General features: G+C 51.2%; 13 protein-coding genes and 1 pseudogene. 10 read left to right on the forward strand and 4 right to left on the reverse strand.

Going from position 1 to position 13,822, the window contains the following annotated elements; all coding sequences use genetic code 11:
- Positions 1–201: 201 nt before the first annotated feature.
- From FHS72_RS18670 to FHS72_RS15480, 5 genes are all read left to right on the forward strand, one after another.
- A complete protein-coding gene (locus tag FHS72_RS18670; protein ID WP_246414811.1) occupies positions 202–921 on the forward strand; it encodes a hypothetical protein in 720 nt (239 codons plus the stop codon).
- A 249-nt stretch (positions 922–1,170) separates the two neighbouring features.
- The gene (locus FHS72_RS15465; protein WP_183530542.1) at positions 1,171–1,389 is read left to right on the forward strand and encodes a hypothetical protein; all 219 of its coding nucleotides are present in this window, start codon (positions 1,171–1,173) and stop codon (positions 1,387–1,389) included.
- Positions 1,386–1,967 (forward strand): Fic/DOC family protein, encoded by a 582-nt coding sequence (locus tag FHS72_RS15470; protein WP_183530543.1) that lies wholly within the window; start codon positions 1,386–1,388, stop codon positions 1,965–1,967. Before FHS72_RS15465 ends, FHS72_RS15470 begins: the two co-directional genes overlap by 4 nt.
- 421 nt (positions 1,968–2,388) lie before the next feature.
- Positions 2,389–2,973: an NADPH-dependent FMN reductase gene (locus tag FHS72_RS15475; protein WP_183530544.1), complete on the forward strand. Its 585-nt coding sequence runs from the start codon at positions 2,389–2,391 to the stop codon at positions 2,971–2,973.
- A gap of 35 nt (positions 2,974–3,008) precedes the next feature.
- Entirely contained in the window at positions 3,009–3,941 is a 933-nt protein-coding gene (locus FHS72_RS15480; protein ID WP_183530545.1) for a pirin family protein, read from the forward strand.
- An 8-nt stretch (positions 3,942–3,949) separates the two neighbouring features.
- Here FHS72_RS15480 and FHS72_RS15485 read toward each other — a convergent pair.
- From FHS72_RS15485 to FHS72_RS15495, 3 genes and pseudogenes are all read right to left on the reverse strand, one after another.
- Positions 3,950–4,117: pseudogene (locus FHS72_RS15485) on the reverse strand (transposase); the annotation flags it as partial.
- Positions 4,118–4,552: 435 nt separating this feature from the next.
- On the reverse strand, positions 4,553–7,843 hold the full coding sequence (locus tag FHS72_RS15490) for a DEAD/DEAH box helicase (protein ID WP_183530547.1): 3,291 nt from the start codon (positions 7,841–7,843) through the stop codon (positions 4,553–4,555).
- A gap of 188 nt (positions 7,844–8,031) precedes the next feature.
- A complete protein-coding gene (locus tag FHS72_RS15495) occupies positions 8,032–8,511 on the reverse strand; it encodes a toll/interleukin-1 receptor domain-containing protein (RefSeq protein WP_343042704.1) in 480 nt (159 codons plus the stop codon).
- A 758-nt stretch (positions 8,512–9,269) separates the two neighbouring features.
- Here FHS72_RS15495 and FHS72_RS15500 point away from each other — a divergent pair.
- The 5 genes from FHS72_RS15500 (at position 9,270) to FHS72_RS15520 (ending at position 12,768) form a co-directional block, all read left to right on the forward strand.
- Positions 9,270–9,605, forward strand: a complete 336-nt coding sequence (locus FHS72_RS15500) for a helix-turn-helix domain-containing protein (RefSeq protein WP_183530549.1) — start codon at positions 9,270–9,272, stop codon at positions 9,603–9,605.
- 37 nt (positions 9,606–9,642) lie between these two features.
- Positions 9,643–10,170 (forward strand): ImmA/IrrE family metallo-endopeptidase, encoded by a 528-nt coding sequence (locus FHS72_RS15505; RefSeq protein ID WP_183530550.1) that lies wholly within the window; start codon positions 9,643–9,645, stop codon positions 10,168–10,170.
- A gap of 229 nt (positions 10,171–10,399) precedes the next feature.
- Entirely contained in the window at positions 10,400–11,143 is a 744-nt protein-coding gene (locus tag FHS72_RS15510) for a hypothetical protein (protein ID WP_183530551.1), read from the forward strand.
- The gene (locus tag FHS72_RS15515; protein ID WP_183530552.1) at positions 11,119–11,946 is read left to right on the forward strand and encodes a hypothetical protein; all 828 of its coding nucleotides are present in this window, start codon (positions 11,119–11,121) and stop codon (positions 11,944–11,946) included. Before FHS72_RS15510 ends, FHS72_RS15515 begins: the two co-directional genes overlap by 25 nt.
- Before the next feature lie 150 nt (positions 11,947–12,096).
- Positions 12,097–12,768: a hypothetical protein gene (locus tag FHS72_RS15520; RefSeq protein ID WP_183530553.1), complete on the forward strand. Its 672-nt coding sequence runs from the start codon at positions 12,097–12,099 to the stop codon at positions 12,766–12,768.
- On the opposite strand, the gene FHS72_RS18625 is transcribed toward FHS72_RS15520, so the two are convergent.
- Complete coding sequence (locus tag FHS72_RS18625; RefSeq protein ID WP_183530554.1) at positions 12,765–13,730, reverse strand: type VI secretion system-associated protein TagO; 966 nt, start codon at positions 13,728–13,730, stop codon at positions 12,765–12,767. The two genes, FHS72_RS15520 and FHS72_RS18625, sit on opposite strands and share 4 nt — an antisense overlap.
- Positions 13,731–13,822: the final 92 nt, after the last annotated feature.

A 13,822-nucleotide genomic window follows, 5' to 3' on the forward strand; every position in this document is an offset into this window, starting at 1 on the left:
ATGACGTCTACGCCCTGCCCAGCCATGCTCACGTCACGCCAAGTGAGACATTTCTACTTTGCGCAACCACGGACATTTCAACTTGGTTGCAACATTATCAATAATATATTTAGAGTTGTAATAATATACTAATGGAGTCATGCTGCTTACACCCTACTCGATAGGATGCTTCACATGCTTCGCACATTTCGAAAATACTCAATGGTCGTCGTACTTGCACTTGTTGGTTCGTCCGTAGGTCTTGCCAATCGTGTTCAGGCTCAAACGTATCAGATCGACTGCGCAATACTGCTGTGTCTATCTGGCGGTTGGCCAGCATCAGTTCCGTGCGCCCGTGCACGCGCCGAATTCATCCGCCGGATCACGCCTTGGCCCGTTGAGCCGCCATTGCAGATTTGGCGGTGCCCGATGGGCGCATCCTATGATCCAGATGCCCCGTCAGATAATCGAAGTCGTTTCTACGATATCATGTTCACTAGTCAGGATCGCCCGCGCCCACTTCTGTCGCCAGCAACCGAATCTCTGCCTTCTGAAAAGGCCGTTTTGAATCTTGCCGGACCAAAGCCTCACCCGCTTCTGGAAGGATTTGCGCTCCAGTTGGTCCAAGACCGCGCAGACATCGACATCAGCGGCCCCGAATTCAACTTTGTACGCTCAATTCGCGTTTATGATGTCCGATATGCACGACAAAACGAGTCCGGCCGCGACGGAGACTGCAACAGATCTGCTACCATTTACCTTGGCACTTACGGAACCCAAGGCGATTTTTCATGGGCTCGGTCTGCTCCAGCAGCTCTACCCGAGGCACATACTGGCCTTGAAAGATGGGGGTACAATTGCCCGAGTATTTACCATCGATCAGTCTTCGTTGATTGGCAAGACTACGAAGGGAATTATGGCTTCGAACAGGTCAATTACTGACGGTTTGTAAGGTTTATTATGTAATATTAAAAGATCTAAACTCATCGAACGCCAGCCGCGCGGTCTGTCGGTAACGATAATGTGGCCATTATCATTACCGCCCCTGAGGGTGGATTTTGTTGAACTCAATGCCCGCGCAACGCACGATCTGAACGCGCTACTGATGGTCCAGCACATTCCGCCACGACGGTGATGATGCTGAGCGGAATCTTGATACACATTCAATTCTGAGCGTGATAGATTGATCTCATGAACAAGAGCACAGCACTCAAGAAATCTGCGACCACCGGGCGCTTTGCGACCAAGCCTTTGGGCAAGGGTAAGGCCACGAAGTTTGCCAAGGTTGAGGGCGTGACGACCAGTTCCAGATCAGCCAAGACACTCAAGACCTATTCTGATCGCGGACTAAAGGGCGACGCACTTCGCTCGGCGATTACTGGTTCCTTTGCCGCCAAAAAAGGTAAATGAGCCGGTATGACGTCACAGAGGACCCCCTCTGTTACCCTGGCACAAACGTTCTAAGGAACAAGGCCGACCTGACCAATCAGGATGAGCTTGACCAGTTCGAGCAGCTCATGTTCTTGACCCGGTCTGAAGAGCCTTTGCCTGAAGGTGCGCTCGACTATGCGCACTATCGGGCGATCCATCATCACTTCTTTCAAGACGTGTACACATGGGCGGGACAGCCAAGACAGGTCCGAACCGCCAAGGGAGGAAATTGGTTCTGCTATCCCGAGTACATCGACGCCGAGATGCACCGAATTTTTCGTGAACTGACCGACGAAAACCATCTGGCTGATACCACCAGTCCGCAGAATTTTGCTGAGCGGGCTGCCCACTACATCGCCGACATCAATGCCGTCCATCCGTTTCGCGAAGGGAACGGGCGCTGTCAGCTCACCTTGCTTGATATCCTCATGCAGGTCGCTGGGCTTGAGATGATAGAGGACAACATTGATGAGGACGAGTTCATGAACGCGATGATAGCAAGTTTCGCAGGAGACGAAGGCCCCCTTGTGGATGCCATCATCAAGATTGCAAGCTGACGGCGATACTGAGGAAACCATCGATACTGCCCGCCCTTACCCGAAGAACAACCGCTCGAAGTTACGATAACAGGAAATTATCATTCGGTCGCAAATTCGGACGTTCGCTGCACCGCGCACGAACTGGCAAGATGCGGACAAAGCCGACCTTGTCGTTCGCTTGACCAACGGCCGCTTTCAAACACAGCGCAGGCAGCGAGATGCACCAAGACCGAGAAGCGGTCGTCCGATGCAGGTGTGCACTTGACGGCTTCTACAGAAACAAGCGGATATAAAAATACGTCGGGAATGTATTTTCGGCTGCACTCAGAAACGTCTGTTTATTCTCGCACAGGATCTGCGCTCTTACATGGACTGTTCGCATTCAGCGGGTCGGCCTAGCTAATAGACAGTCAGTTTTATGAACCTCAGGAGAGAATCTATGTCCGACAAACCAAAAATTGCCATCATTATCGGCTCAACGCGTGGTGCACGGTTTGCTGACAAACCCGCACAGTGGATGCTAAAGCAAGCGCAAGCTCGCAGCGACATGACGGTCGAAATGGTTGATCTGCGCGATTTCAAACTGCCGCTGTTTGATGAAATGGCATCGAATAAATGGATGCCGTCTAGCGACCCCAAAGCGCTTGCATGGCAGGCAAAGATTGCGGAATTTGACGGCTACATTTTTGTAACCGCAGAATACAACCATTCGATTACTGGCGCCCTGAAGAACGCGTTGGATCAAGCCTACAACGAATGGAATCGCAAACCGATGGGTGCCATCGGATATGGTGGCGTTGGTGCTGCGCGTGCGGTCGAGCATCTGCGCAACATCGCGGTCGAACTTGCGATGGTGCCAGTGCATGGTGCAGTCCACATTGCCGGCGGTGATTTCATGGCCGTGCATCCGCTCGGAGCAAATGGTGAGATTGAGACAATCGAAGATCACTTGATAGCCGGAGCAACTGATCTTTTGGACGATATGGCTTGGTGGGCAAATGCCACCAAATCCGCAAAGAAGTAGCGATCTCAATGTCCTAACGCAAAAGGAAACTTGTAATGAGTTGGAACCCCACCCTTGAACCGCAAAGTCCCGACGTAAATGCCATGGACGCAATTGAGACCGTCATAATCCCGCGTGCGCGAGACATTGGCGATTTCGAAGTGCGTCGCGCATTGCCGTCGACAAAGCGGAAAATGGTGGGGCCTTTTGTGTTCTTCGATCAAGTTGGTCCCGCAGAGTTTTTGACCAACCAAGGCATTGATGTCCGTCCGCATCCCCATATCGGGCTTGCAACGGTAACATATCTATACAAGGGCGAATTTCAGCACCGCGACAGCATTGGGACCAATCAGATGATCCATCCTGGCGAGGTAAACTGGATGATCGCAGGCAATGGCGTGACCCACTCCGAGCGGACAAGTGAGGCAACCCGCAAGGGCGAAAGCAGCTTGTTTGGTGTTCAGACTTGGGTCGCCTTGCCGGAAGAGCAAGAAGAAACAGGGGCCAGTTTTGAACACTATGGTAAAGCCGCACTGCCGTTTCTTGAGGGCGAGGGGAAACAGGTTCGTTTGATCCTCGGAGCCGCTTGGGGCGAACGTGCTCCTGCGCATACGTTTTCAGAGATGTTCTACGCCGATGTCATGCTGAAAGCCGGTGCGTTATTGCCATTACCCGACTATCACGAGGATCGGGGGATTTATGTCATGGCGGGTTCGATTGAGGTCGCTGGCGACGTTTTTGACGCCGGACAAATGATGGTCTTTCGGCCGGGTGATCGAATTACAGTCAAGGCGGGACTAGGCGGAGCGCGATTGATGGCGCTTGGGGGTGAAACCTTGAATGGTCCACGCCATATTTGGTGGAACTTCGTGGCATCATCGCAAGACAAAATTGAGGCAGCTAAAGTCGCTTGGGCAGCAGGAGATTGGGCGCATGGCCGGTTTCAACTGCCACCTGATGACAATGACGAGTTCATCCCGCTGCCTTAGATCTGAACTGAAATGCCCTCACGACGGCACAACCCAGCAATACGGTCCTCGCCGCGCAGGCCATCCAGCACAATGCGGATCTTCTCTTCGGATGAATAATGCTTGCGCGTGGCACGTTTGATATCTTTGACGATCTTCTCGCCAGGGCTTTTGCGTGTTCCAGTTGTCTGTCTCATCTTCCACTCATCAGTGGTTACGATGAGCCAAGAACACTCTATTATCAAATACCGCTATTTGGACCCGTAAGCGCTGACGTCAGACAGGTGAGCGTTCATTATGGCTTCGTTGAAACCAATTAATCGAAATTGACCAATCTTCGAACAATTCAAAAACTGCCATTGTCAGAAGACCTGTGACGGCGGTTTTACAAGCTGCCTGAAAATGCTGCCATTGGCTGCGCTACAGAAAAACAGTAAAGTGGGCTCTTTCCGGTTATTCGCCGCACCATGAATGAACGACCGCTTCGAAAAATAACGCCAAATGTGACAACTGGTCCCTTCCCCGGTGAGTCATCGCTGTAAGGATCAAATTTTCACATACTGACTATTATGCGAATTTTATCGGTTTGTAGGCGCACGCTACTCCCAACTGGGAATCTTTCGAAAAAGGGTCTACTTTTCGGATCCAACAAACCGAAAATTTGCTTCAGTAGTTCGCTTCAAGAAGAGCTCAGTGTTTGCAAGAAGCTTCGCCATCGAAGCAGAATAGGTTTTTTCATTGACCGAAGGTTGAACTATGATGACTTGAAAACTCACCCTGGTCTTACGGGATTTTTCAACAAAGTATGAAAGGGTCTTCCAATCTCCTTTAAGAAGCCTTGAAGCTCCTTGTTTTGCCCACCTTTCATGACGAGAACGTAGAGACTTCGCAAGCTTCACAAGGCCCTCATGTTTCACAGTAATCGACTTTTGAGCCTGTCCACAAACTGTGTAGAGGTTTTCGATTTGACCGGAAGTTTTGGCTCCCTTCGCGTTCTTACAATGAATGAGCGTAAGTTGGATTTCGTCGTTGCTCACATCTTTGAAGCCAACAAGATCAGCGGCTTCCCCTGCTCCGTCGTCATTAAAGATTAGATCAAATTCACCTTCCAACTTCTCAAAGGTACGATACTGCACGGTGTCTTGCTTGTTTTGTTTGCCCATCGATTCTCGATTGAGCTGTATTCCGCTCCAATCAATGAACTCGAGCCGATCCTTAGGAAAATCATCAGCTTGAAGGTCGAAAGGTATGTGGAATTTATTGTAAGAATACGTTCCATCAGCGTACCGAACAAGTAGTGGATCAACGAGCATTTGTTCATCAAAACTCCTCATCCGTTCCTTGCTAATCTGGAAGGAAACTACTTCACCTGAGATCTGTTCGTGAGAATATCCGTTTTCTACTGCCTCATCGATCTTGAATCGGAACTGCGAACTGTGATCGTCACTAAAAATCGAGAAGATGATGGCTCCATCATTCTCAAGTTCATCAACTTGTACATCAACGAGATACAAGGGGACTACGACTGAACCAAAATGAACTGAGAGATAGTTGGAGTATGAACTTTGAAGGTACTCACCCCATTGAATCGAAATTGGATGTTCAGAATATGGGGCTGATAGAGCTTGCGGACGTAAGAACCCTTTTGTGATATTCGTCTTGTCGTCACTTGAATCTTCGAGTTTTTTAAGTGTTTTCGAACACCAGTTCATCCAGTCGTCTATAGATCCACTACTCTGCTGCCAGATCTTGCCTTTTTTCGCGGCAGCGCCCCAAAGCACCTTCTCACCATCCTCATAACCAAGGCATGCAATATTATTGAGGGCAGACTCACGCTGCTCAATACTCGCAAGGCCTTCCGTTACATTTGGCCCAAAATAAGAGGTGAAGCTGATAGCGCCTAGGCGAGACGATCCAAGATTTTTGGCAAGAGGAAGCTCAACGTTGTTTAGAACTCTGAAGATTGGGTCGCCAGTGAGGAGTTCTGTTTCTTTCCCACAGATCTCCTTTGCGACTTGTCCTACTTTCATAGCGTCGTAACTACTCGAGTTCATGAAGAGCGTTTCGTTTTCTTGATCCCAAAATGCGATTAAAAGCTCGTATGAGCTCTCATTGAGGCTTTCATAGCGACCCCACTTCACGCGATTTTCAAGATACCCAACAACAACTAGGACGTTGTCGTCCTCACTTAAGGCGTGCCAATATTGCCCAGCACCCTTCAGCACTTCACTATACGCCCGAGGATCCCAGCTTTCGCATTTGGTCTGGTATACCTGCGTGGAAAGGTTTGGGCTTAAATTCCAGAGCGAGAGTTTTTCATGCAATGTCCCACTTTTCTTTAGCCCTTCGATTACATCTTGGAGCCGGAGTTCTCCGTCAATCTTGTCCTCACTCAGGCGGCTGATCACGCGATCCCAATCAGCTCCCTGTGCATAAAGTGCCTCCAAACTCTTTTCGGCATTTGAATCTGCAAGATTCACGACCACAGCGGCATCACCAACTTTATCCGCCTTTCGAGTGAAGCGTCCTACGAATTGGAGAGTCACTGCTAGACTCTTATGGTTTTCATGAATTGCAGCAACCTTCAGATTTGGAAGGTCGAAACCTTCTCCTAGCATGTTTACGCAAACCACTATGCGAGTGGTATCGGCCTCCAAGCTCATAAGTGACTCGAGCGCCGCCCGATTTACGGGACCACGACCGGTATCAGTATATATTGCTACCGGATGGAACTCTGGGGCTAAGGTTTGGTAGATCTTAAGGACTTCATCAGCCCGCTCACGGCTTGTAACGCGGGCCATCATGAAGTGTTCATGGCCCTGCTGAATATCAGAGCGCAGAACCTCAAGTGCTTTTCGAGCAATGGCAGTATCCCGCGTTTTCGTTTCCCCGAATTCCTCAACGGCCTCCAGACGGATCGGCTTATAGTATCCGTCGGCTTGAGCGTCGCTCAAACGGTAGTTGAAGATAATCTTGCCGCCCATGTGCTTTTTGTCTTGGCGAAAAGGAGTTGCGGTAAATTGCACTATTCGCTTCTCAAGAAAGCGATCTTTCACTCGCTGCCAACTTGAAGCGGGCACATGGTGTGCTTCATCAACATAGAGATCGCTGCAGCTATCACAGAGAAGTTGAAAAACAGCGTCACTACAAGAGGCAAGGGTATTGGGGAGCGTAACGATAACATTGGCATGAGCTAGCATCTTGCTCATTCTACTCGGGTCAGAAACTCCTTGTTTCAGCGTCAATACACTTGGATTGAAACCCTCATTTGGAAAGCAGTCGATATCCCTCAGAATGCCGAGATGTTCGAATTTCTTTGCTATCTGCGTCCGCAACGGATCGGACGGCACTATGACAAGAAGCTTTGGAATCCGGCGATACACCAATGATGCAAGCATCGTTTCGGTCTTACCTGTTCCTGTAGGCAACACGACGGTAGCCTGATCAAACTCATCCCCTACGGCAAAGTGTGCCGCAATCGCGTGGAGGGAGCCTATCTGTGGTCTACGCAACCCGGCTATTTCAGCATCTCGGTCATACTCTTGAAAACGGAAGTCACCTGCCCAAGTTTTGCAGACAGCCTCGGGATTCATAATTGATTGCTCAAGCGTTTCCGTATTTTCGAGTTGGAAAAGCGAAAGGTGACGCAGCTTGTGCCAATCATCGGGTCCTGTGATTGCTAAGACCAGATAATCTTGCGGTGAGCGCTTTGAACCTTTCAGACGTAAACGCATCTCATCAAAGGGGGGCCTACAAGGTGTTTTAATGATTTTGTAGCCAGCGATATCGGCATCAAAAATCTCTGCTGGTGTTTCAAAACTCTCAAACAAGGTATGACGAAGTGTCGAAGTTCCGATTTTCTCAGTCTTAGTGCTAAGAGCGGGAACTCGAATTGTTCCGCGCCAAAGGGGAAATAAATTCATGTAGGAGCCTCAAATAATACACACTCAAGTATAACTACACCGGGGTCTTAGTCTATTCAGTCGTTAAGCTGTCGTAAGACAGATAAACTGCTGTAGCCCGCCACTAGTTGTACCGACGACCGCTTCGTAGTTTCAAACGTCGACGAATATGAAACCGTCATCGAAATCGGGCGTTTTTAACCGCAATGCTAGAGGTCAATTAGCTCCGCAAGCTTGGTGGCGACGTTTGCCATCTGACCTTCTACAGTGCTCAGACCACTTCGAGAGGCAAGCATAGGGCTGACGTCGCGAAGCGCTTCATATGTTGTGTTGTGTACGATTGGAACAAGCAGGTCAGTCGCTAGAAGAACCGAGAGCTCTTTGTCGGCGATACCTTCCCCTTGAAGGCGTTCCAATAATGCAGGCGTAACCAAGACGACCCCGACACGCGATTTCGCTAGCCCCTTGTCGATTTCCCGCAGCAACGTCGAACCAAGAAGGACATCCTTCTCGCTAAACCAGACTGATACATTCAGCGATTCGAGTAAATCGTGCAGCTCCTTGGCGGCACCTCCTCGATCGTCCCAAGCGTGGCAAAGAAATACATCACGAGGATCAGGCGGAGGCGGTCGCGCCTCAACACTGCGGCGAATTGGCGTGAGTGCCCGCACCTCGTCAGTCGTGTACACCACGGACGAACTTGATGGCGACCAACTCGGCTTGCTGTTGCCCGAACCAGAGCTGCCCCCGGTGCTTCTACTTCCGCCACCGCTCGTCCCTGATCCATAAAAAGATCGAGATGAATATGAGGGCGTGTACGACCTGTAACCACGAGAGTCGCTACGACATGCTGGACAGTTTTCTCGACCGCTCGCTGTGCGGTGGCCATTCCTTGGTGCGGTACATCTTGCCATTTAAATCTTCTCTCTTCGTTGGAGTGGACTATTTGAAATCCCCTATGAGTGCTTAACGCGTGCGGCTTGGTCGCTGAGTCAATGCAGATCCTGCAGCGGATTTTGCAGCTTTTGAAGCGCTGGGGCTCCGAAGCGTTCTGGAAGCAGCACTAGCAGCCTTTTTGCTTGTGACTTCATTGGCCCCAGACTTGCTCCGCACTTGCGTCAGTGCAGAACCGGCTGCGCTTTTGGCAGCTTTACTTGCCGTTGGGCTCCGCAAAACTTTTGACGCTGCTGATGCCGCGCGTTTCCCAGTTACCTCTGTGTTACGTCTAGTAGCCATTTTCATGTTCCTTCTTATCTCTGCTCATCTGCTTTAACCATATTTCCTTGCTTAAAATCACCGAAACCCGACGTCGGGCTTGACGCGCAGGTATGCACATGATTCAGTGTCTTACATGAGAGACGTATCACAATCGGAGCGCAATGTGTCTCACAAGTAAGACAGTTAAGGCGAAATAACCACAGAGTCAACGTACGTCTTGGGAGAAAGAATGAGTCTTCAGATTCAAAAGCTCGGCGCTCGCATTGTTGAGCATCGTGGCCCTAGCGGCGTTAGAGCCGCTGCAGCAGAAATTGGCGTTAGTTCAGCTACATTATCACGAATAGAAAATGGGCACGTACCCGACCTCGATACCTTTGCAAAAATATGTTCGTGGCTAGGAGAAGACCCTGCGCTATTCTTAGGAATCGAAGCAGATCGTTCTGTTAGGCCACCTCCCACCGTCCATATGCGCAAGAAGAATACTACAACGGTTGAGACAGCAACTGCGCTTGGTGCCATGATAGTAGCTGTTCAAAATGCCATCATCGCTCGAGAAGAACTTTGATTAGATGCGCAGGGGGTTCAAGGCGCATGCAGAGCGATTGTCGCTCGATACAAGACATCGGTTAGGCATAAGCAATGACAATGCTATTGATCCCATAGCACTTGTTCAGTCTAAGGGCTGTCTTGTCTGGACGCCCGAAGATGTGCCGGAATTTGATCTTTCACACCTTACCCAATTGACCGTCTCTGACCCCGATAGCTGGGATGCCGTTACCATCAAGGAAGGCGACTGCACTGTCATTGTTGTCAACAACACTCGCCCTGCGCCAAGGCAAGCAAACACTATTATGCATGAATGGGCACATCTTGAGCTGAAACATAAACCAAGCCGTGTTGACGAATTCGAAAATGGGCTCCTCCTCCTCAGCGACTATCCTAAAGAGCTCGAAGATGAAGCAAATTGGTTGTCTGGCGCTATGCTGGCGCCACGCGATGGTCTCGTGAACTTGCGAAAGCGAGGACTTGATGATGACCAAATTGCGGAGGCATTCGGTATCAGCAGCCAACTCGCCACTTGGAGGCTTCGGATGACGGGCATCGACCGACAGTTCAATCGCCGAAATTGACGCCCTTCTAGGCAAGCGTGCCCTTTAGTGAAGCAACCTTGTCTAATGAAAGCTGTTCCAGCGAAGCGTCGTATCCTAAGTGCACAAGTGCGTTGAAGGTTGGCTGGCAGGAAACTGGGAAAAATGCAAACCTTACTCCAGTTGCTTTCGTTACCCAAAAAATTGGCAGCAAAGGCAGAGGCCAAGAGTACGAGAAGGTAAGAGGTAGTCGCAGATTGGAAGGTGATAAATGAATTGGCAAGAAATGGAAGATCAAGCCTGGGACGCGCTTTCAGCAGGCAACCACGACACGGCAACCCGACTTGCCCGAAACGTAGTGCGCCTCGAACCCAACGCCATCGACAGTTACAACATCCTTTGCCAAACCACTGACCTGATCGGAGAGAAAATCGCTTTTGCGAAAGAAGCGGTTCGCTTGGGTGAAATTCAGTTCAGAGATGAAATTTCAATAGCACCAAACGATGTTTATCCGTTCTACACTAACATAGAAACACGGCCTTATATGCGCGCTCTGCAAGGCCTGTCGGTAACACTTTGGGCCGATGAGCGACCGGGCGCAAAAGAGGAGGCAATTCAAGTTGCTCAACATGCCCTACGTATCTGTCCAAACGACAATATCGGCTTCCGCTTTCTTCTGCTGGAATGGCTGGCCATAAGTGGCAAATGGTCTGACGGATATTCGATCGCGAAGACATATGGCGAAGATCCTATGGTCCCACTGCGGATGTGGGCTGCCCTTTATGGGTTTCAGGCTGGTGAACTCAACTATGCAAAAAAGCGTCTAGACGCTGCGCTGCACTACAATCCACATGTCGTCAAAGAGTTGACCAAGAAAAAGCCATCCAAGTTGTCGCCAATGGCAATGATGGCACATGGCTCAATAGAGGAAGCCAAAAATTACGCAGGCATCGCGCATGAAATCTGGCACAATGTACCCGGTGCGTTCGAATGGCTAAAATCTGCAAGCCAATGAATTACCGCAGCACCGCCCGCACCCACTGCCAGACAGCCAAGGCGCTCCTATCGAGCGGCACCGACGACGACGTGCTGCTTGCCGCTCTGAAACTGCGCATGACCTTGGAGAGCATTACCTACGATCGCTCCAAGGGCTACGCTGAGGAATTGGGCCCGGAGACCATGAAGACGTGGCAGCCCAAGAAGCTCATGGAGCGGATGCTTGAAGTCGATCCCCAGGCCGATGCTGACGCAACGCTATCCTTTGGCGAGGAACCATCCCTTGGTGAGACGCCAGAAACCATGCAGCTCCTCGGCACAGATCACGTCTTGAACCTGCGGACGCTAAAAAAGCACTATGATGCCCTCGGCTCATACCTTCATACACCGACCCTTGCCCAGATCGAGCAGGGCAAAACGCACGATTATGCTAGGCTTGGGCAGCGTTGTTCCAAGATCATCGACGCTCTGGATACAGCACTGAATTCCAAAGTCTGGAATTCTACCCTCGCTGTCAGGGGCGAGATCGACTGCGCAGAATGTGGTTCCGTCATTCGACGCCGTTTGCCCAAAGACAGGGCTGAGCACGTCGTCGAGTGCTGGTCTTGCACGGCTAGCTACACAATGACCGAGATCGAGAATGAGAAAGTGCGCTTCGAGCCTCGATACGTGAATATCCCATGTCCCAGAGCGGAATGCAGCAACGTGACACAACTTTGGGAAAAGGAAGTAGCTCAGGGGAATTCGTGGCCGTGCAACGGTTGTGGTTTCCAACTGACGTTTGCGCTTGGGATCACGGTCACGAAGACGGACGACACCTGACAAAAGAAAAACCCGCCACCTTGCGGCAACGGGCTTTCTATCTCTTTTGACGATGAGGGAAGGTGCAAGCACCCGCGAACCTCAAAGCCTTGTGATATCTAACTATGCTCATATGCTGCGACTGTCAATATTTGGTTGCCAGAGCGGACTATGCCTAACAACTTCACAGCCCAGCAGATCCTCGACCTAGAGGCAGTGCTTTCGCCGCCCCGTTTCGGGACATACCTGCGCGAGGCCGGTGGCGATCGTCACAAGGCAATGGAGCTCTATTGCTGGAACACCGACATCTCCGCCGCGTTCTACGTCATGCTGCAATTCTGCGAGCTTTCGATCCGAAACGGCGCTGTTGAGGCTGTAGAAGCGGTTTTTGGTCCGAATTGGCACCTGAACCGTGGCTTTGCCTACACCTTGCCAGTGCTGCGCAGTGGGCGCGGTTATCAACCACGGAATGACCTTCAGTCTTGCGCGGCACGCCTACCGACAGCAGGCAAGGTGGTTGCCGAGCTCAAGTTTGCCTTCTGGCAAAACCTGTTCGTCAAAGGCCAACAAGCCCGGATTTGGGACACACATTTGGCACCGGCGTTTCCTGGCTATGACAAGACGCGCACGCTCGCACAAACGCGGGTGCAGATGCACGACCACATCGAAAAAATCCGGAAGCTCCGAAATCGCATCGCGCACCACGAACCTATATTCGCCCGGAACCTAGCCGAGGATCGCGATCGCATCCGACAGGTCATTGAATGGCGACGGCCCGGTTCAGCGCAGTGGGTCGATACGATCGAACAGGTGACGACGCTGCTTGGGGCGAGACCTGCTTAGAAGGTCCAGTTGCAAGTCTCGGCCAATTCCCCCAACACTCCGCGCAATCCCGATACATCAAATATAGCCGTGTTTGGATTTTCGCCGTAAGGGATTGTCTGAAGAACAAGCCGGTCCTCGTCCAAAAGCTCCTTCAGAAGGTTCCCGGCCCAACTAGGGGCAAAGGTGGCGTTGCGGTCTGTGGAGACACCCCACCGCTCCTCCCTCGCCTGCCCCGCGCCGATCCGGACGGTGACGCGCTTCCATTCCGAATATACATCGCCGGAATCGTCGCCAAGGAAGTCGCCCCAGATGACATAAGCCTCTGTCGTGTTCGACTTGCACCGGGCGATGAAGGTAACGGGATCTCCGGAGCGAGACGTACCAGTCTCAGCCGCAAGCGACAGTGTAACTGTTAGGGTGTCGTCGATTGGGTTGGTTTCTGTCCGAACCCGCCACGCGCCAGATCCGGCACCTTCGTCGTTCGATGTGACCGGTTCCTCTGGAACGGCAGTCTCATTGATTGCCGCACCGACCTCGTAGGAATACGTTCCACATAGACCTGAGCTATTGATGTCGAATGGCGGCTCGCTCGACTGGAATACAGCCATTGTCAGGGATGGATCACCGCCAAACAAGCTTTGCTCATAGAAGACCGCGAAAAGACTTTGGGCCGGATCGTCACTACCGCAGAGTGTGTTCCCGTTCTGCAATGAACCCGGGTCATCAGAAAGGCGAAACACCTCCGCCGTCTGCTTGCCCTGTCCGCCAACATCCCACGTCCGCCATGACGCACCCTCGGACGTCAGATCCACCGATACACCATTCCCGAAGCTCATGCTCATGGTGCTGCCTTCGGTCGCAAACGCTTCATCGCCAGACAGTGCAATCTCGCCCGTGATCGCCGCCGCCGTCCGACTGATCGGCGCAAATGATCGCGCATCCTGCCAGACGTTTCGTTCTATCGCTGACTGAGCAAACACTGAATGAGGCAGGACTAAAAGAATTAGCAAAAATGAGGAATGGTACATTGGTTTCTCTACATAAGGTTCGGTGTTGGCAGATGGGAATAATG

This window comes from Yoonia ponticola (assembly GCF_014199395.1).
Classification (GTDB): domain Bacteria; phylum Pseudomonadota; class Alphaproteobacteria; order Rhodobacterales; family Rhodobacteraceae; genus Yoonia; species Yoonia ponticola.